The organism is Halomonas sp. JS92-SW72, from assembly GCF_003547075.1.
GTDB lineage: Bacteria > Pseudomonadota > Gammaproteobacteria > Pseudomonadales > Halomonadaceae > Halomonas > Halomonas alkalicola.
Map to the genome: position 1 here is coordinate 1,205,163 of NZ_CP032147.1, position 17,987 is coordinate 1,223,149.

General features: G+C 68.5%; 15 protein-coding genes. All 15 read left to right on the plus strand.

Annotation, left to right across the window (positions count from 1 at the left end; translation table 11 throughout):
• Positions 1-183 precede the first annotated feature (183 nt).
• The 15 genes from glyA (at position 184) to D1793_RS05840 (ending at position 17,981) form a co-directional block, all read left to right on the plus strand.
• Entirely contained in the window at positions 184-1,488 is a 1,305-nt protein-coding gene (glyA, locus tag D1793_RS05770) for a serine hydroxymethyltransferase (protein WP_119021301.1), read from the plus strand.
• Between the two features lie 49 nt (positions 1,489-1,537).
• Complete coding sequence (locus D1793_RS05775) at positions 1,538-2,788, plus strand: sarcosine oxidase subunit beta family protein (protein ID WP_119021302.1); 1,251 nt, start codon at positions 1,538-1,540, stop codon at positions 2,786-2,788.
• A 12-nt stretch (positions 2,789-2,800) separates the two neighbouring features.
• Positions 2,801-3,169 (plus strand): sarcosine oxidase subunit delta family protein, encoded by a 369-nt coding sequence (locus D1793_RS05780; RefSeq protein ID WP_119021303.1) that lies wholly within the window; start codon positions 2,801-2,803, stop codon positions 3,167-3,169.
• Positions 3,166-6,216: a sarcosine oxidase subunit alpha family protein gene (locus D1793_RS05785; protein ID WP_119021304.1), complete on the plus strand. Its 3,051-nt coding sequence runs from the start codon at positions 3,166-3,168 to the stop codon at positions 6,214-6,216. Before D1793_RS05780 ends, D1793_RS05785 begins: the two co-directional genes overlap by 4 nt.
• On the plus strand, positions 6,209-6,877 hold the full coding sequence (locus D1793_RS05790) for a sarcosine oxidase subunit gamma family protein (RefSeq protein WP_119021305.1): 669 nt from the start codon (positions 6,209-6,211) through the stop codon (positions 6,875-6,877). The genes D1793_RS05785 and D1793_RS05790 overlap by 8 nt, the downstream gene beginning before the upstream one ends.
• 14 nt (positions 6,878-6,891) lie before the next feature.
• Positions 6,892-7,236 (plus strand): cupin domain-containing protein, encoded by a 345-nt coding sequence (locus D1793_RS05795; protein WP_119021306.1) that lies wholly within the window; start codon positions 6,892-6,894, stop codon positions 7,234-7,236.
• Between the two features lie 54 nt (positions 7,237-7,290).
• Entirely contained in the window at positions 7,291-8,157 is an 867-nt protein-coding gene (purU, locus tag D1793_RS05800; protein WP_119023594.1) for a formyltetrahydrofolate deformylase, read from the plus strand.
• A gap of 37 nt (positions 8,158-8,194) precedes the next feature.
• Positions 8,195-9,574 carry an L-serine ammonia-lyase gene (locus tag D1793_RS05805; RefSeq protein ID WP_119021307.1) on the plus strand — a complete coding sequence of 460 codons (1,380 nt, stop codon included), beginning with the start codon at positions 8,195-8,197 and terminating at the stop codon, positions 9,572-9,574.
• A 114-nt stretch (positions 9,575-9,688) separates the two neighbouring features.
• Positions 9,689-11,269: an ABC transporter substrate-binding protein gene (locus D1793_RS05810; protein WP_119021308.1), complete on the plus strand. Its 1,581-nt coding sequence runs from the start codon at positions 9,689-9,691 to the stop codon at positions 11,267-11,269.
• Positions 11,270-11,331: 62 nt separating this feature from the next.
• On the plus strand, positions 11,332-12,312 hold the full coding sequence (locus D1793_RS05815) for an ABC transporter permease (RefSeq protein ID WP_119021309.1): 981 nt from the start codon (positions 11,332-11,334) through the stop codon (positions 12,310-12,312).
• Positions 12,309-13,286, plus strand: coding sequence for an ABC transporter permease (locus D1793_RS05820; protein WP_119021310.1), 978 nt, complete (start codon positions 12,309-12,311; stop codon positions 13,284-13,286). The genes D1793_RS05815 and D1793_RS05820 overlap by 4 nt, the downstream gene beginning before the upstream one ends.
• A complete protein-coding gene (locus tag D1793_RS05825; RefSeq protein WP_240407786.1) occupies positions 13,261-14,388 on the plus strand; it encodes an ABC transporter ATP-binding protein in 1,128 nt (375 codons plus the stop codon). The genes D1793_RS05820 and D1793_RS05825 overlap by 26 nt, the downstream gene beginning before the upstream one ends.
• The gene (locus tag D1793_RS05830; RefSeq protein ID WP_119021311.1) at positions 14,385-15,470 is read left to right on the plus strand and encodes an oligopeptide/dipeptide ABC transporter ATP-binding protein; all 1,086 of its coding nucleotides are present in this window, start codon (positions 14,385-14,387) and stop codon (positions 15,468-15,470) included. The genes D1793_RS05825 and D1793_RS05830 overlap by 4 nt, the downstream gene beginning before the upstream one ends.
• 144 nt (positions 15,471-15,614) lie before the next feature.
• Entirely contained in the window at positions 15,615-16,979 is a 1,365-nt protein-coding gene (locus D1793_RS05835; protein WP_119023596.1) for a serine hydrolase, read from the plus strand.
• A gap of 126 nt (positions 16,980-17,105) precedes the next feature.
• On the plus strand, positions 17,106-17,981 hold the full coding sequence (locus D1793_RS05840; protein WP_119021312.1) for a DMT family transporter: 876 nt from the start codon (positions 17,106-17,108) through the stop codon (positions 17,979-17,981).
• Positions 17,982-17,987: the final 6 nt, after the last annotated feature.

Sequence of the window (17,987 nt, forward strand, 5' to 3'; positions counted from 1 at the left end):
CGCCCGCACACCGTTGCGGGCGTGGTCTTGTTGCGTCTTCTGCAGGGCTCCCCTCGGCCTGGTTAGGGCAGGATCTCCCCCCTTATCCCGGCATTTGCCCTTCAAATTGGTTCTTGGACGCCTTGGAAAATAGATTGCTGGCATGGGGCATGTACCGTGATCCAACAATTAAAGGAGTCCTCCATGAACCACGCCACGCTTTCCGCCTTCGATTCCCAGGTCGCCGCCGCCATCGCCGATGAGGTGGTGCGCCAGGAGGCGCACGTCGAGCTGATCGCTTCCGAGAACTACGCCAGCCGGGCGGTGATGGAGGCCCAGGGCACCCAGCTGACCAACAAGTACGCCGAGGGCTACCCGGGCAAGCGCTACTACGGCGGCTGCGAGCACGTCGACGTGGTCGAGCAGCTGGCCATCGACCGCGCCTGCGACCTGTTCGGCGCCGACTACGCCAACGTCCAGCCGCACTCCGGTGCCCAGGCCAACGCCGCGGCCTTCATGGCCCTGGTCAAGCCGGGCGACACCGTGCTGGGCATGAGCCTGGCCCACGGCGGCCACCTGACCCACGGGGCGGCGCCGAACTTCTCCGGCAAGCACTACCACGCCGTGCAGTACGGCCTGAACCCGGAGACCGGCGAGATCGACTACGAGGAGGTCGAGCGTCTGGCGCGCAGCCACAAGCCCAAGCTGATCATCGCCGGCTTCTCCGCCTACGCCCGCGTCGTCGACTGGCGCCGCTTCCGCGCCATCGCCGACGAGGTGGGCGCCTGGTTCATGGTCGACATGGCCCACGTGGCAGGCCTCATCGCCGCCGGCCTCTACCCGAGCCCGCTGCCCCACGCCCACGTGGTCACCACCACCACCCACAAGACCCTGCGCGGCCCCCGCGGCGGCCTGATTCTCTCCGCCCACGGCGATGCGGACCTCTACAAGAAGCTCAACGGCGCGGTCTTCCCGGGCCAGCAGGGCGGTCCGCTGATGCACGTCATCGCCGCCAAGGCGGTGGCCTTCAAGGAGGCCATGAGCCAGGCGTTCGTCCAGTACCAGCAGCGGGTGATCGACAACGCCCGCGCCATGGCCGGCGTGTTCATCGAGCGCGGCTATGACGTGGTCTCCGGCGGCACCGACGACCACCTCTTCCTGGTCTCGCTGATCAAGCAGGGCGTGACCGGCAAGGACGCCGATGCGGCGCTGGGCCGCGCCCATATCACCGTCAACAAGAACGCCGTGCCCAACGACCCCCAGAGCCCCTTCGTCACCTCCGGCCTGCGCATCGGCACCCCGGCGGTGACCACCCGCGGCTTCGATGCGGCCGAGTGCACCGAGCTGGCCGGCTGGATCTGCGACATCCTCGATGTGCTGGCCGAGCAGCGCAACAGCGATGCCGTGGAGGCCGAGGTGCGCGAGAAGGTCGCCGCGCTCTGCGAGCGCCATCCGGTCTACGCCACCGCCTCCAGCGAAGCCCCGGCACGCGAAACCGCCACCGCCTGAACCCCGTGGAACCGGCCCCGTTCGGCGGGGCCGGTCGAGGAGAGACGAGATGCAACGCTATTCAGGATTCGGGCTGGCCAAGCACGCGCTCAGCCACCATGAGAACTGGGAGCGCCAGTGGCGCAATCCCACGCCGAAGAAGCAGTACGACGTGATCATCGTCGGCGGCGGCGGCCACGGCCTGGCCACCGCCTACTACCTGGCCAAGGAGCACGGCATCACCAACGTGGCGGTGGTCGAGAAGGGCTGGCTGGGCGGCGGCAACACCGCCCGCAACACCACCATCGTGCGCTCGAACTACCTGTGGGACGAGGCGGCGGCGCTCTACGAGCACGCCATGAAGCTGTGGGAGGGGCTCTCCCAGGACCTCAACTACAACGTGATGTTCTCCCAGCGCGGCGTGATGAACCTGGGCCACACCCTGCAGGACATGCGTGACATCCAGCGCCGGGTCAACGCCAATCGCCTGAACGGCATCGACGGCGAGGTGCTCACGCCCAAGCAGATCCAGGAGATCGTGCCGATCATGGACTGCTCGAAGAACGCCCGCTACCCGATCCTCGGCGCCTCCTGGCAGCCGCGGGCCGGCGTGGCGCGCCACGACGCCGTGGCCTGGGGCTATGCCCGGGCCGCCGACGCACTCGGCGTCGACCTGCTGCAGAACACCGAGGTGACCGGCTTCAAGATCCGCGACGGCCGCGTCTACGGGGTGCACACCAACCGTGGCGACATCGAGGCGAAGACCGTGGGCTGCGTGGCGGCGGGCAACTCCGGCGTGCTCGCCGGGATGGCCGGCTTCAAGCTGCCGCTGGAGTCCCACCCGCTGCAGGCGCTGGTCTCCGAACCGCTCAAGCCGATTCTCGACACGGTGGTGATGTCCAACCATGTGCACGGCTACATCAGCCAGACCGACAAGGGCGACCTGGTGATCGGCGCCGGCATCGACGGCTACAACGGCTACGGCCAGCGCGGCAGCTACCCCACCGTGGAGCACACCCTGCAGGCCATCGTCGAGATGTTCCCGATCTTCTCCCGGGTGCGCATGAACCGCCAGTGGGGCGGCATCGTCGACACCTGCCCGGACGCCTGCCCGATCCTCTCCGCCACGCCGGTGAAGGGGCTCTTCTTCAACTGCGGCTGGGGCACCGGCGGCTTCAAGGCCACCCCCGGCTCCGGCCACGTGTTCGCCTGGACCCTGGCCAAGAACCAGGCCCACCCCCTCGCGGCCCCGTTCTCCATCGACCGTTTCCACACCGGTGCTCTCGTCGACGAGCACGGTGCGGCCGGCGTGGCTCACTAAGGAGGCAATCCCATGTTTCTTATCTACTGCCCCCACTGCGAGGAGCACCGCGAGGAAGAGGAGTTCCGTCCCAAGGGCCAGGCGCACATCGCGCGCCCCGCGGAGCCCGAGGCCTGCTCCGACAAGGAGTGGGGTGACTACCTCTTCTTCCGTGACAATCCGCGCGGCATTCACCACGAGCTGTGGGTGCACGCCGTCGGCTGTCGCAAGTTCTTCAACGTCACGCGTAATACCGTGAGCTACGAGATCCTCGAGAGCTACAAGGTCGGCGAGCGGCCACGCTTCACCGCCGAGTATCCCGATGGCCGGCCGGCCGAGGCCGCCGAGAGCGTCGCCCCCAGGGCGGAAGTGGTCGAGCGCAAGGAAGGAGTCAAGGCATGAGCCAGTCGTCCAATCAGCCGAATCGCCTCAACGAGGGCGGGCGCATCGATCGCTCCCGCCGGCTTACCTTCACCTTCAACGGCAAGCGCTATCAGGGCTATGCCGGTGACACCCTGGCCTCGGCGCTGCTTGCCAACGGGGTAGATATCGTCAACCGCAGCTTCAAGTATTCGCGCGCCCGGGGCATCGTCGCCGCCGGCGCCGAGGAGCCCAATGCGCTGGTCCAGCTGGGCAGCAGCGAGGCGGCCCAGGTGCCCAACGTGCGCGCCACCCAGCAGGCGCTGTTCGACGGCCTGGTGGCGCGCAGCACCAACGGCTGGCCCAACGTCCAGCGCGACGCCATGAGCCTGGTGGGCAAGCTGGGCGGTCGCTTCATGCCGCCGGGCTTCTACTACAAGACCTTCATGGCCCCGGCCTCCATGTGGATGACCTATGAGAAGTTCATCCGCAAGGGCGCGGGCCTGGGCCGCAGCCCCATGGAGTCCGACCCGGATACCTATGACCACCTCAACCAGCACTGCGACCTGCTGGTGATCGGCGCCGGCCCCGCCGGCCTTGCCGCGGCGCTGACCGCCGCGCGCGGCGGCGCCCGGGTGATCCTGTGTGACGAGCAGGAGGAGCTGGGCGGCTCGCTGCTGGACAGCCGCGAGCTGCTCGACCATCAGCCCGCCGCCCAGTGGGTGCAGCGTGTGGTAGAGGAGCTTGCCGGGCTCGACAACGTCACCCTGCTGCCGCGCACCACCGCCAACGGCTACCACGACCATCATTTCGTGACCCTTCACGAGCGGCGCACCGAGCACCTCGGCGAGACCGCGCCGCTGGTCGACGGCGTCCGGCCCTCCCGGTCGCGGATGCATCGCGTGCGCGCCGGCCAGGTGCTGCTGGCCACCGGTGCCCACGAGCGGCCGCTGGTCTACGCCGGCAACGACGTGCCGGGCAACCTGCTGGCCGGCGCCGTCTCCACCTATATCCGCCGCTTTGGGGTGGTGCCGGGCAACCGACTGGTGCTCTCCACCAGCAACGACCACGCCTATCGCGCCGCCCTGGACTGGGATGACGCCGGCCGCGAGGTGGTGGCCATCGTCGATGCGCGCCAGGCGCCGGACGGCGAGCTGGTGGAGCAGGCCCGCGCCCGCGGCATTCGCATCATCGAAGGTGCCGCGGTGATCGAGGCCAAGGGCGGCAGCCGTGTCAGCGGCGCCCGCGTGGCCACCATCGATGCCCAGGCCTTCAAGGTGACCGGCCAGGCCGAGACCCTGGCCTGCGACACCATCGCCAGCTCCGGCGGCTACAGCCCGGTGATCCACCTGGCCTCCCACACCGGTGCCCGGCCGACCTGGAACGACGAGATCCTCGGCTTCGTACCCAGCCTGGTGAAGGGCGTGCACGCCGCCGGCAGCGCCCGGGGGATCCACGACCTGGCCGAGGGGCTGGCCGACGGCGTGGCCAGGGCGTGCGAGGCACTGGCCGCGCTGGGCCTCACGGCCCAGGCCATCGCGCTGCCCCAGGTCGACGCCCGCCGCGAGGGCAAGGCCTGTGCGCTCTACCAGGTGCCCCACGAGAAGCCCACCCTGCGTGCGCCCAAGCAGTTCGTCGACCTGCAGAACGACGTCACCGCGGCGGCCATCGAACTGGCCACCCGCGAGGGCTTCGAGTCCATCGAGCACGTCAAGCGCTACACCGCCATGGGCTTCGGCACCGACCAGGGCAAGCTCGGCAACATCAACGGCATGGCCATCGCTGCGCGCTGCCTGAACAGGTCGATCCCCGAGGTGGGCACCACGGTGTTCCGGCCCAACTACACCCCGGTGACCTTCGGCGCCATCGCCGGCCGCCACTGCCGTGACCTCTTCGACCCCGAGCGCTACACCGCCCTGCACCAGTGGCACGTGGAGAACGGCGCCGAGTTCGAGGACGTGGGCCAGTGGAAGCGCCCCTGGTACTTCCCGAAGAGCGTGAACGGCAAGCAGGAGACCATGCATGAGGCGGTAGCCCGCGAGTGCCTGGCGGTACGCGAGAAGGTCGGCATCCTCGACGCCTCGACGCTTGGCAAGATCGACATCCAGGGGCCGGACGCCCGCGAGTTCCTGGGCCGCATCTATACCAACAAGTGGGAGAAGCTGGCCGTCGGCAAGTGCCGCTACGGGCTGATGTGTCGCGACGACGGCATGCTGATGGACGACGGCACCACCAGCTGCCTGGGCGAGAACCACTTCCTGATGACCACCACCACCGGCGGCGCCGCGGGCGTGATGGAGTGGCTGGAGCTGTGGCACCAGACCGAGTGGCCCGAGCTCGACGTCACCTTCACCTCGGTGACCGACCACTGGGCGACCATGACGGTGACCGGGCCCGAGGCGCGCAAGCTCCTTGCCGAGATCACCGACATCGATCTCGATCGCGACAGCTTCAAGTTCATGGACTGGCGCGAGGGCAGGGTGGCCGACGTGCCGGCGCGGGTCTTCCGCATCTCCTTCACCGGCGAGCTCGCCTACGAGATCAACGTTCAGGCCAACTACGCCCTGCACGTCTGGAAGACGCTGTTCAAGCACGGCGAGAAGTACGGCCTGACCCCCTATGGCACCGAGACCATGCATGTCCTGCGCGCCGAAAAGGGCTTCATCATCGCCGGCCAGGAGAGCGACGGCTCGGTGACCCCGGAGGATCTCGGCATGCAGTGGGCCGTCGGCTACGACAAGCCCTATTCCTGGGTGGGCAAGCGGGCGCTGTCGCGCTCGGATACCCGGCGAGCCGACCGCAAGCAGCTGGTGGGCCTCAGGCCGAAGGACCCGGCGGTGGTGCTGGAGGAGGGCGCCCAGATCGTCTTCGACCCGGATCACGCCATCCCCATGCCCATGGTGGGCCACGTGACCTCGAGCTACTACAGCCCGACCCTGAAGAGCGGCTTTGCACTGGCCGTGGTCAAGGGCGGCCACTCGCGGATGGGCGAGACCGTCTACCTGCCCATGGCCGACGGCAAGACCCACGCCGCCGAAATCGTCAGCCCGATCTTTGTCGATCCCAAGGGAGAGCGCCAGCATGTCTGAGCAAACTGCCACCTGGTTCAACCTCTACGACGCGCGCCCCGAGACCGAGGTGCCCGCCGAGTCCCCGCTGGCCTGGTCCTACCACAGGACCGGCCGCCCGGCGGTCAGCCAGAAGAGCCGCGTGGTGCTGCGCGAGCGCGCCATGCTGGGTCACCTGATCCTGCGCGGCGGGGCCATCGTCATCGACGAGGCCGTCCGCCAGGTGCTCGGCTTCGGCCTGCCGGGGCGCCCCAATACCCTGGCCCATGACGACGGCGGCGAGCGCTCGATCCAGTGGCTCTCCCCCGACGAGTGGCTCCTGATCGTGCCCGGCGGCGAGGAGTTCGCCCTGGAGGGAAGGCTGCGCGAGGCCCTGGGCGGCGCCCGCGATACCTCTGTCAAAAACTACGCCATCGTCAACGTCAGCGGCGGTCAGACCCTGATCGAGCTCGAGGGCGAGATGGCCCGGGAGCTTCTGATGAAGTCGACGCCCTACGACGTGCACCCGGACGCCTTTCCGGTGGGCAAGGGCGTCACCACGGTGTTCGCCAAGGCCAACCTGATCTTGCGCCGCCCCAGCGAGGAGCGCTGGGAGCTGGTGCTGCGCCGCAGCTTCGCCGACTACTGCTACCGCTGGATTCTGGATGCGGGAAGCGAATACGCCATCGGCGTTGAACGTTGAGAAGAGGAAGGATGATGACCAACAAGATCAAGCTGTTGCGTGACGCCCAGCCGGACGTGCTGCTGGACGCCAGCTCCTGGGAAAAGCTCTCCGGCGACCCCCACACCGTCAACCTCAATGCCTATGCGTCCGAGGACGGCACCAAGACGATGGGCACCTGGATCTGCACGCCGGGTAGGTGGGCGGTCAACTATACCAAGTGGGAGTACTGCGACTTTCGCGAGGGGTACTGCGTGCTCACGCCGGAGGGTGGCGAGCCGATTCACCTGAAGGCCGGTGACATCTTCATCGTCGAGCCCGGCTTCAAGGGCACCTGGGAAGTCGTCGAGACCGTTCGCAAGTATTTCGTGTTCGCCTGAGCCAGTGTCGCGCCGAGCCAGACGCTCGGCGCGACAAACAGAGGAGAGAGGATGATGGGGCCCAAGGAAAGCAACTGGATTCTGGTGGCTCAATGTCCGAGCCGACTCGGCACCGTGGACGTGGTGACCCGCTTCCTCAAGGAGCGCCGCTGCTACATCACCGAGCAGCACTCCTTCGATGACCGCCTGAGCGGCGGCTTCTTCATCCGCACCGAGTTCCGTCCCGAGGCGGAAGGGTTCGATCAGGCGGCCTTCGAGGCCGGCTTCGCCGAGCGCGCCGCCGAGTTCGAGATGCACTTCGAGCTGACCGCCCCGGGCACACGAATGCCGGTGGTGATCATGGTCTCCAGGGCCGATCACTGCCTGAACGACCTGCTCTATCGCTACCGCATCGGCCAGCTGCCGATCGATATTCGCGCCATCGTCTCCAACCACCCGGACCTGGCTCCCCTGGCGGAGTGGCACGGCCTTGCCTACCACCACTTCCCGATCACCGCCGAGACCAAGGCCGAGCAGGAGGCGAAGGTGTGGGCAGTGGTCGAGGAGACCGGCGCCGAGCTGGTGATCCTCGCCCGCTACATGCAGGTCCTGTCGAGCGAGATGTGCGAGAGGCTCAGCGGCCGCGCGATCAATATCCACCACTCGCTGCTGCCGGGCTTCAAGGGCGCCAAGCCCTACCACCAGGCCTACGACAAGGGCGTGAAGCTGGTCGGCGCCACCGCCCACTACATCAACGACGACCTCGACGAGGGGCCGATCATCACCCAGGGGGTCGAGCCGGTCAGCCACACCGACTACCCGGAGGACCTGGTGGCCAAGGGGCGCGACATCGAGTGCCTCACCCTGGCCCGGGCGGTGGCCCTGCACGTGGAGCGGCGGGTCTTCCTGCACGCCGGTCGCACCGTGGTCTTCGACCGCTGATCCTGACAACAACAACCGTTTTCGAGAGTGACAAGCCATGCCAATCAGCGTCTTCGATCTGTTCAAGATCGGTGTCGGGCCGTCGAGCTCGCATACCGTGGGGCCCATGCGGGCGGCCCATGATTTCGTCGGCGAACTCAGGGAGCGTGAGCTGCTCGAGCGCGTCTGTCGCCTCGAGGTCCAGCTGTTCGGCTCGCTCTCCGCCACCGGCATCGGCCACGCCACCGACCGGGCGGTGATCATGGGGCTGATGGGCGAGCGGCCCGACCGCATCGACCCCGCCATCATCGCCCCCTGCATCGATGAGCTGCAGGAGTGTGGCGCCCTGCGACTGGACGGGCGCCACAGCGTGCCCTTCCTGTGGGCCCGCGACATGCAGCTGCACGCCGACAGCCTGCCGCATCACCCCAACGCCATGCGCCTGATCGCCCACGGCCACGCCGGCGAGCTCTATCAGAACACCTACTACTCGGTGGGCGGCGGCTTCGTCATCGACGAGGCCCAGGCCGAGCGGGGCGAGCTCGACAGCGACGCCACGGCGCTGCCCTACAACTTCCAGACCGCCGACGACCTGATGCGCATGTGCCGGGAGAGTGGCCTGCGCATCAGCGAGCTGATGCTGGAGAACGAGAAGGTTTGGCGCAGCGAGGCCGAGGTGCGCGCCGAGCTGTGCCGGATCTGGCAGGCCATGAAGGCCTGCGTGGCCAGGGGGCTGGAGGCCGAGGGGGTGCTGCCCGGCGGCCTCAACGTGCGCCGGCGCGCCCGTTCGCTGCACCAGCGGCTGCTGGCGGCCGAGGAGAGCCCCTCGCTGATCGCCTCGACCATGTCGGCCATGGACTGGGTCAACCTCTATGCCCTGGCGGTCAACGAGGAGAACGCCGCCGGCGGGCGCATGGTCACCGCCCCCACCAACGGCGCGGCGGGCATCATCCCGGCGGTGCTGCACTATTACATGCAGTTCCAGCCGGATGCCTGTGAGCGCGACGTGGTGGACTTCCTGCTCGCCGCCGGCGCCGTGGGGATCCTGTGCAAGAAGAACGCCTCGATCTCCGGCGCTGAGGTGGGCTGCCAGGGTGAGGTGGGCTCCGCCTGCGCCATGGCCGCCGCCGGCCTCGCCGAGGTGATGGGGGGCAGCGTGGGCCAGGTGGAGAACGCCGCCGAGATCGGCCTGGAGCACAACCTGGGGCTGACCTGTGACCCGGTGGGTGGGCTCGTCCAGGTACCCTGCATCGAACGTAACGCCATCGCCTCGGTGAAGGCGATCAACGCCGCCCAGATGGCGCTGCGCGGCGACGGCGAGCACTTCATCTCCCTGGACAAGGTGATCCGCACCATGCGCGACACCGGGGCCGACATGCAGGCGAAGTACAAGGAGACCTCGATGGGAGGGCTGGCGGTCAACGCCATCGAGTGCTGAGGGCGGGGTGGCGCTGAAAGCGTTGACGGCCACTGCCTTCCTTTCTCGTCTACGTTATGGGAGAAACCCTGTCAGGGCCTGTGCCCATCAAACGCTTGAACGAGGAACAACAAGATGTTCAGGAAGACACTGCTCGTTTCCGCTATGGCGGCCGCCATGGTCGCCTCCGCCGCCCATGCCGAGACCCTGCGCTGGACCCGCTCCGCCGACGGCCTGACCCTGGATCCGCACTCCCAGAACGAGGGACCGACCCACGCGCTGAACCACCAGATCTTCGACGTGCTGATCTATCAGGACATGGACGTGGAGTACCAGCCGGGCCTGGCCACCGAGTGGCATGTCCATGAGGACGACCCCCACGTCTGGGTGTTCAAGATCCGCGAGGGGGTGACCTTCCACGAGGGCCAGGCGCTGACCGCCCATGACGTGGTCTTCTCGCTGAACCGGGCGCGTCACGAGAATGCCGACATGCGCGGCCTGCTCACCTCCATCAAGGAGGTGCGCGCCGCGGACGACTTCACGGTGCACGTGGAGACCCACGACCCCAACCCGCTGCTGCCCAACAACCTCACCAACCTCTTCATCATGAGCCGCGAGTGGGCCGAGGCGCACGGCGTCGAGGAGCCGCAGAACTACGCCGCGGGCGAGGAGACCCATGCGGTGCGCAACGCCAACGGCACCGGCCCCTTCCGGGTGCAGAGCCGCGAGCCCGACGTGCGCACCGTGCTGGTCCGCAACGACGACTACTGGGGCATCGACCACTACCCCATGGAGATCTCCGAGCTGATCTTCACCCCCATCGAGTCGGCGGCCACCCGAGTGGCGGCGCTGCTCTCCGGCGAGGTAGACCTGCTCCAGGAGACCCCGGTGCAGGACATCGAGCGCCTCGCCAACGCCCCGGGCCTGAAGAACGAGCAGGGGGCGGAGAACCGCACCATCTTCCTGGGCATGGATATCGGCTCCGCCGAGCTGCGTACCGCCGACACCGACGACAACCCCTTCGCCGATCGCCGCGTGCGCGAGGCGATCGATCTCGCCGTGGACCAGACCACCATCCAGCGGGCGGTGATGCGCGGCAACTCCCAGCCCGCCGGCATGATCGCGCCGCCCTTCGTCAACGGCTATTCGGAGGCACTCGACGAGGTGTTGCCCGCCGATATCGACCGCGCCAACGAGCTGATGGCGGAGGCGGGCTACGGCGATGGCTTCCGGGTCACCCTGCACTGCCCCAACGACCGCTACGTCAACGACGAGCAGATCTGCCAGGCGGTGGTCAGCATGCTGGCGCGCATCGGCATCACCGTGGACCTGGTCGCCCAGACCCGCTCGCTGCACTTCGCCGAGCTGGCCCGCGAGGAGTACGACTTCTACATGCTGGGCTGGGGCGTGCCGACCATGGACTCCGAGTACGTCTTCAACTACCTCTACCACACCAAGGAGGGCGACCGCGGCAGCTGGAACTTCACCGGCTACTCCGACGAGCGGGTCGACGAGCTGACCGTGGCCATGGGCCAGGAGACCGACGAGGAGGCGCGCAACGCCATGATCGAGGAGGCGTGGCAGCTCGTGCACGACGAGATCGTCTACGTGCCCATCCACCATCAGATGCTCACCTGGTCGATGCGTGACGATATCGACTTCAAGGTGCAGAGCGAGAATACCCCGCACTTCAAGTACCTGAAGTTCAACCGCTGATCGTGACTGTGCCCGCTCCCCGGCTGCCATCCGCGGCCGGGGGGCGGTGACGTGGAGACCCCATGCTAGCCTTCCTGATCCAGCGCGTGCTGCAGGCCATCTTCGTGATGTTCGTGGTCGCGCTCATCTCCTTCTCGCTGTTCCACTACGTCGGCGACCCGGTACTCAACATGCTCGGCCAGGAGGCCACCGAGGCGGACCGCGCCGCGCTGCGAGCACAGCTCGGGCTCGACCAGCCGGTGGTGGTGCAGTTCTGGCAGTTCATCGTCAATGCCGCCCAGTTCGAGTTCGGCATCTCCTATCGTTCGGCGCGGCCGGTCACCGACCTGATCATGGAGCGCCTGCCGGCGACCCTGGAGCTCGCCATCATCTCGGCGATCTTCGCCGTGGTGATGGGCATCGTGCTCGGCATCTACACCGCCATCCAGCGCGGCAACTGGCTGTCGAAGTTCATCATGACCGCCTCGCTGATCGGGGTGTCGCTGCCCACCTTCCTGATCGGCATCCTGCTGATCTACGTCTTCGCCGTGGAGCTGGGCTGGCTGCCCGCCTTCGGCCGCGGTCAGACGGTACGCCTCGGCGACTGGTGGACCACCGGCCTGCTCACGACCAGCGGACTGCGCTCGCTGATCCTGCCGGCCATCACCCTCGGGCTCTTCCAGCTGACGCTGATCATGCGCCTGGTGCGCGCCGAGATGCTCGAGGTGCTGCGCACCGACTACATCAAGTTCGCCCGGGCCCGGGGGCTGTCGAAGCGGGTGGTCAACCTGCGCCATGCGCTGAAGAATACCCTGATCCCGGTGATCACCATCATCGGCCTGCAGCTCGGCACCATCATCGCCTTCGCCATCATCACCGAGACGGTGTTCCAGTGGCCCGGCGTGGGGGCGCTGTTCATCACCGCGGTGCGGTTCGTGGACATCCCGGTGATGGCCGCCTACCTGATGATGATTGCCCTGGTGTTCGTGGTCATCAACCTGGTCGTCGACCTGCTCTACTACGCCGTCGACCCGCGCCTGCGCGTGCAGGGAGGTGCCAAATGAGCCAGCAGCTCAAGACCCGCGAGAGCGCGCACGTCGCGGCGCCCATCGCCCCGAAGAAACCGAGCCGGCTCAGGACCTTCCTGGAAAGCGATATCGTCTACTCCTGGCAGCGCCAGCCGGTGGTGATTCTTGCCACCCTGGTCACCCTGGTGATGTTCGCCGGGGCCCTGTTCGCCCCCTGGATCGCCCCCCAGAACCCCTTCGACCCGCGCCAGCTGGAGCTGATCGACGCCTTCACGCCGCCGCTGACCACCTCGGACTTCACCGGCAACTTCTACCTGCTGGGCAGCGACAGCCAGGGGCGTGACGTCTTCTCGGCGATCCTCTACGGCTCGCGCATCTCGCTGCTGGTGGGCTTCGCTGCGGTGCTCTTCGCCCTGGCGCTGGGCACCGCGCTGGGCCTGCTGGCCGGCTTCCGCGGCGGCTGGCGCGACGCCCTGATCATGCGCATCGCCGACGTCCAGCTCACCTTCCCGTCGATCCTGATGGCGCTGCTGATCTTCGGGGTGATCCGCGGCTTCCTGCCGCGCTCCATGCACGCGGAGGTGGCGATCATCGTGCTGATCATCGCCATCGGCCTCTCCGACTGGGTGCAGTACGCCCGGGCGGTGCGCGGGGCGACCATGGTGGAGAAGGGCAAGGAGTACGTGCAGGCGGCGCGGGTGATCGGCCTGCCGGATCGCCGCATCCTCTTCCAGCACATCCTGCCCAACGTGCTTCGCCCGGTGCTGGTGATCGGCACCATTGGCCTGGCGCTCGCCATCATCGCCGAGGCGACGCTCTCCTTCCTGGGGGTCGGCATGCCGGCCACCCAGCCAAGCCTGGGGACCCTGATCCGGGTCGGCCAGGACTACATGTTCTCGGGAGAGTGGTGGATCCTGCTCTTCCCCGGGGTGGCGCTGCTGCTGCTGGCGCTCTCCGTCAACCTGCTGGGAGACTGGTTGCGTGATGTCCTCAACCCCAAGCTCCGTTGAGCCAAGCACCGTCGAGCCAAGCGCCGCCGAGCAAGTGCCGGGCGACCGCAACGCCGCCGCGATGGGCCGCAAGCCCGACGGCGAGCGGGAGCCGGTGCTCTCCGTGCGCCACCTGCGGGTGGAGTTCCCCACCCGCCACGCCACCCTGGTGGCCCTGGACGACGTCTCCTTCGATATCGCCCCGGGCGAGGTGCTCGGCGTGGTGGGCGAGTCCGGCGCCGGCAAGTCGATGACCGGCAACGCCGTCATCCAGCTGCTCGAGCCGCCGGGCCATATCGCCGGCGGCGAGATCCACCTGGCGGGGCGACGCATCGACGACCTTCCAGAGGAGGATTTCGTGCCCCTGCGCGGGCGTCATATCGGGATGGTCTTCCAGGACCCGCTCACCAGCCTGAACCCGCTCTTCTCCATCGGCGACCAGCTGGTGGAGACCATCCGCGCCCACCTGCCCATGAACGAGAGGCAGGCCCGGGAGCGGGCCCTGGCGCTGCTGCGCGAGGTGGGCATTCCCGCCCCGGAGACGCGCCTGGACAGCTACCCCCACCAGTTCTCCGGCGGCATGCGCCAGCGGGTGGTGATCGCCCTGGCGCTGGCCGCGGAGCCGGAGCTGATCATCGCCGACGAGCCCACCACGGCACTGGACGTCTCGGTGCAGGCGCAGATCCTCGCGCTGCTCAAGCGGGTCTGCGCCGAGCGCGGTGCGGCGGTGATGCTGGTGACCCACGACATGGGGGTGATCGCCGAGACCGCCGACCGCGTCGCCGTGATGTACGCCGGGCGGCTGATCGAGATCGGCCCGGTGAAGGAGGTGATCCGCCGGCCGCAGCACCCCTACAGCGAGGGGCTGATGGCTTCCATCCCGGGCCTGGCCGAGCGCCGCGAGCGGCTCTACCAGATCGAGGGGGCCATGCCGCGCCTGGCGGCGATCCCCACGGGCTGCGCCTTCAATCCGCGCTGCCCCCACGCCGTCGAGCGCTGCCGCACCGAGCGCCCGGAGCTGCTGCCCGCCGGCGCCGGCCAGGCGGCCTGCTGGCTGCACGACCCGGACAACCCCGTGGCGCGCCGTGACGCGCCGCGTGATACTCCGGAGGTGGCCCGATGAGCCAGACGCAACCCGCTCAGGCCGGGTCTCGCCAGACCGGGGCGCTTCAGGCCGGCTCCCCCCGGACCGCCGGGGGCGGCGAGGTGCTGCTGGAAGCCACCGACCTGGCGCGCCACTTCGATGTCTCCAGGCCCTGGCTCAACCGGGTGCTGGAGCGCGCCGACAAGCTGACGCTCAAGGCCGTGGACGGGGTGAGCTTCACCATCCGCCGCGGCGAGACCCTCGCCCTGGTGGGGGAGTCCGGCTGCGGCAAGTCCACGGTGGCGCGGCTGATCGTCGGGCTCTATGGCCTGACCCGCGGTCGGCTGGTCTTCGACGGCCAGGAGATCAGTGACCTGGCCCGGCGCTCCGGCCGCCAGTCGGCGGCGATCCGCCAGCGCTTCCAGATGATCTTCCAGGACCCCTACGCCAGCCTCAATCCGCTGTGGCGGGTGGGCACCATCATCGGTGAGCCGCTGCGCTTCTTCCGCCCCGAGATGAGCAGCGTCGACCGCCGCCGCCGGGTGGGCGAGCTGCTCGAGCAGGTGGGCATGTCGGCGGCGGACGCCAACCGTTACCCCCACGAGTTCTCCGGCGGCCAGCGCCAGCGAATCTCCATCGCCCGTGCCTTGGCCAACGAGCCGGAGTTCATGGTCTGCGACGAGCCCACCTCGGCGCTGGATGTATCGGTGCAGGCGCAGATCCTCAACCTGATGAAGGACCTGCAGGCGCAGTATGGGCTCACCTACCTCTTCATCAGCCACGACATGGCGGTGGTCAAGCACATGGCCGACCGCATCGCGGTGATGTACCTGGGGCGCATCGCCGAGATCGCCCCGTCGGATCAGCTGTTCGCCACCCCGCACCATCCCTACTCGCGGATGCTGCTGGCGGCGGTGCCCTCGCTGGAGGGAGAGGGGCGCGAGCGCACCGTGATTGAGGGGGAGGTGCCCAACCCCGTGCATCCGCCCTCGGGCTGCGCCTTCCACCCGCGCTGCCCTCACGCCGAGGCGCGCTGCAAGGCCGAGGTGCCGACATTGATCGCCCGCAGCGACGGCAGTGAGGTGGCCTGCCACGCGGTGGAGGAGGGGCGCATCGACTGAACTCGGGGCAGGAGAAATGTGAAAGCGCGAAATGGCGGCGTTTTTCCTGCCCTGGCGCCCTGTACAGCCGAGCATTCCCGTTCATAATGCTTGATGAGGCAGTGCCGTTTTTGACGGCACGCAGGGAACCCAGAGGGAATGCAGATGGTGACCGCAACCATAACCAGAATCCGGCGCCATGGCATCGCCGTGATCGCGCTGCTGGCGTGTCTGGCCATATCCATCACCGCCACGGCCCAGGCCAATCCGCGCTACGCCGCCATCGTGGTGGACGTCGAGAGCGGGGAGGTGCTGCACGCGGCGAATGCCGATGCCACGCGCTATCCGGCCTCGCTGACCAAGATGATGACGCTCTACCTGCTCTTCGAGGAGCTGGAGAAGGGCACCATGCGGCTCAACCAGCCGCTGCCGGTCTCGGCCCAGGCCGAGGCGATGCCGGCCTCCAAGCTGTGGCTCAAGCGGGGCTCCACCATCACCGTGGAGGAGGCGATCCTGGCGCTGATCGTGCGCTCGGCCAATGACGTGGCCGTGGTGGTGGCCGAGGCGCTGGGCGGCAGCGAGCGCCAGTTCGGCCAGATGATGACCGCCAGGGCGCGGGAGCTCGGGATGCCCAACACCGTGTTTCGCAACGCCTCGGGCCTGCCCGACAACGGCCAGACCACCACCGCCCGGGACATGGCGACCCTCTCCATCCGCCTGATGCAGGACTTCCCGCAGTACTACCACTATTTCTCGCGGCAGAGCTTCACCTACCGTGGCGCCACCCACAACAGCCACAACCGCCTGGTGCGCAACTACGCGGGGGCCGACGGCCTGAAGACCGGCTTCATCCGCGCCTCCGGCTTCAACGTGGCCACCTCGGCGGTGCGCGACAACCGCCGCCTGGTCTCGGTGGTGATGGGCGGCTTCACCGCCGCCTCCCGGGATACCCATATGGCCGACCTGCTCGATCGCGGCTTCGTGCGTGCCTCGCTCTTCGGGCGCGGCGACTGGGTGGCCCAGGCGGACTTCTCCGGCGACCGGATGAGCGGCGATGGCCTGCCGGCGGCCGCCCCGGTGATGCCGGCCGGCCCCTCGCCGGAGCTCGAGCGCCAGCTGGCCAGCCTGCAGGCGCCGGAGCCGCTGCCCACGGTCCAGCCCTCGCTGCCGCAGACCGCCCAGGGCTCGGCCAACGACCCCATTCGCGACCTGATCGCCCGCAGCGAGGCGCCCGAGGCGCCGCGCGCCGAGACCCTGCACCGGCTCGAGCCGGTGGGCGCAAGCGCCAGCTGGGGGGTACAGGTCGGGGCCTTCTCCAATCCCGACAACGCCCGCCAGCACGCCAGCCGCGCCGCCGACCGCCTGAGCCAGGAGCTCTTCAATGCCCGGGTGGATATCGACGAGGTGAGCGGCTCCCAGGCCATCTTCCGTGCCCGGCTGGTCAACCTCGACGAGAACCAGGCCTATCGCGCCTGCCGCAACCTGGCGCGCGAGGGCATCGACTGCATGGTGATCAACGCCGGCCTCTGACCCGACCCCGCACGGCCTTGCCGCCTGCCGGCAGAGTCGCTAGCCTCACGGGACCACCACCCCGCCGCCCACTGGTCGGCGGGGTGGTCGCTTTGGGTCCGCGGTTGCGTCGTGCAGGGAGGGAGCATGTCATCGTCATTCAAGGGAATCGGCTTCATGTGCCTGGGCGTGCTCTGCCTGGCCATCGGTGACGCCATCGCCAAGTGGCTCGGCGAGGTGCACTCGCCGCTGCAGATCATCTTCTTTCGTACCCTGGTCTCGCTGCCCCTGATCGCGCTGCTGGCCCACTTCGGTGGCGGCCTGATCAAGCTGCGCACGCGCCGCCCCAGGGTGCACCTGCTGCGCGGGCTGATCTACACCGGCACCATGGTCTGCTTCGTGCTGGGGCTGACCCTGCTGCCGCTGGCCGAGGCCACCGCCATCGCCTTCGTGGCGCCGCTCTTCGTCACCCTGCTCTCGGTGCCGCTGCTCGGCGAGCGCATCGAGGGGCCGGTGCTGGTCGCCTCCCTGGTGGGCTTCGTGGGGGTGTTGATCGTGGTGCGCCCGGGGGGCGGAGCCTTCCATCCCGGCTCCCTGGTGCTGATCGGCGCGGCGCTCTTCTATGCGCTGATGATGATCACCGCGCGCCGCTGGGGCGGGCGCGAGCACCTCTGGGCCATGGTCTTCTACATGACCCTGGTGCCCTTCGTGATCACCGCCCTGGCGCTGCCCTGGGTGTGGCAGACCCCCCATCCCTGGCACTGGCTCGCCTTCCTGGGGTCGGGGCTGTTCGGGGTGGGGGCCACCACCTTCATCACCCTGGCCTTCCGCCATGCGCCGGCGGCCATCGCCGCCCCCTTCGACTACAGCGCCATGCTCTGGGCGGTGCTGCTGGGGTGGTGGTTCTGGGGCGAGATGCCGGACCTCTGGGTCTTCGTCGGCAGCGCCCTGATCATCGGCAGCGGCCTGGCCATCGCCTACCGCGAAGGCCGCACGACGCTCAAGCGCCGCCCGACCTCCTGACCGGCA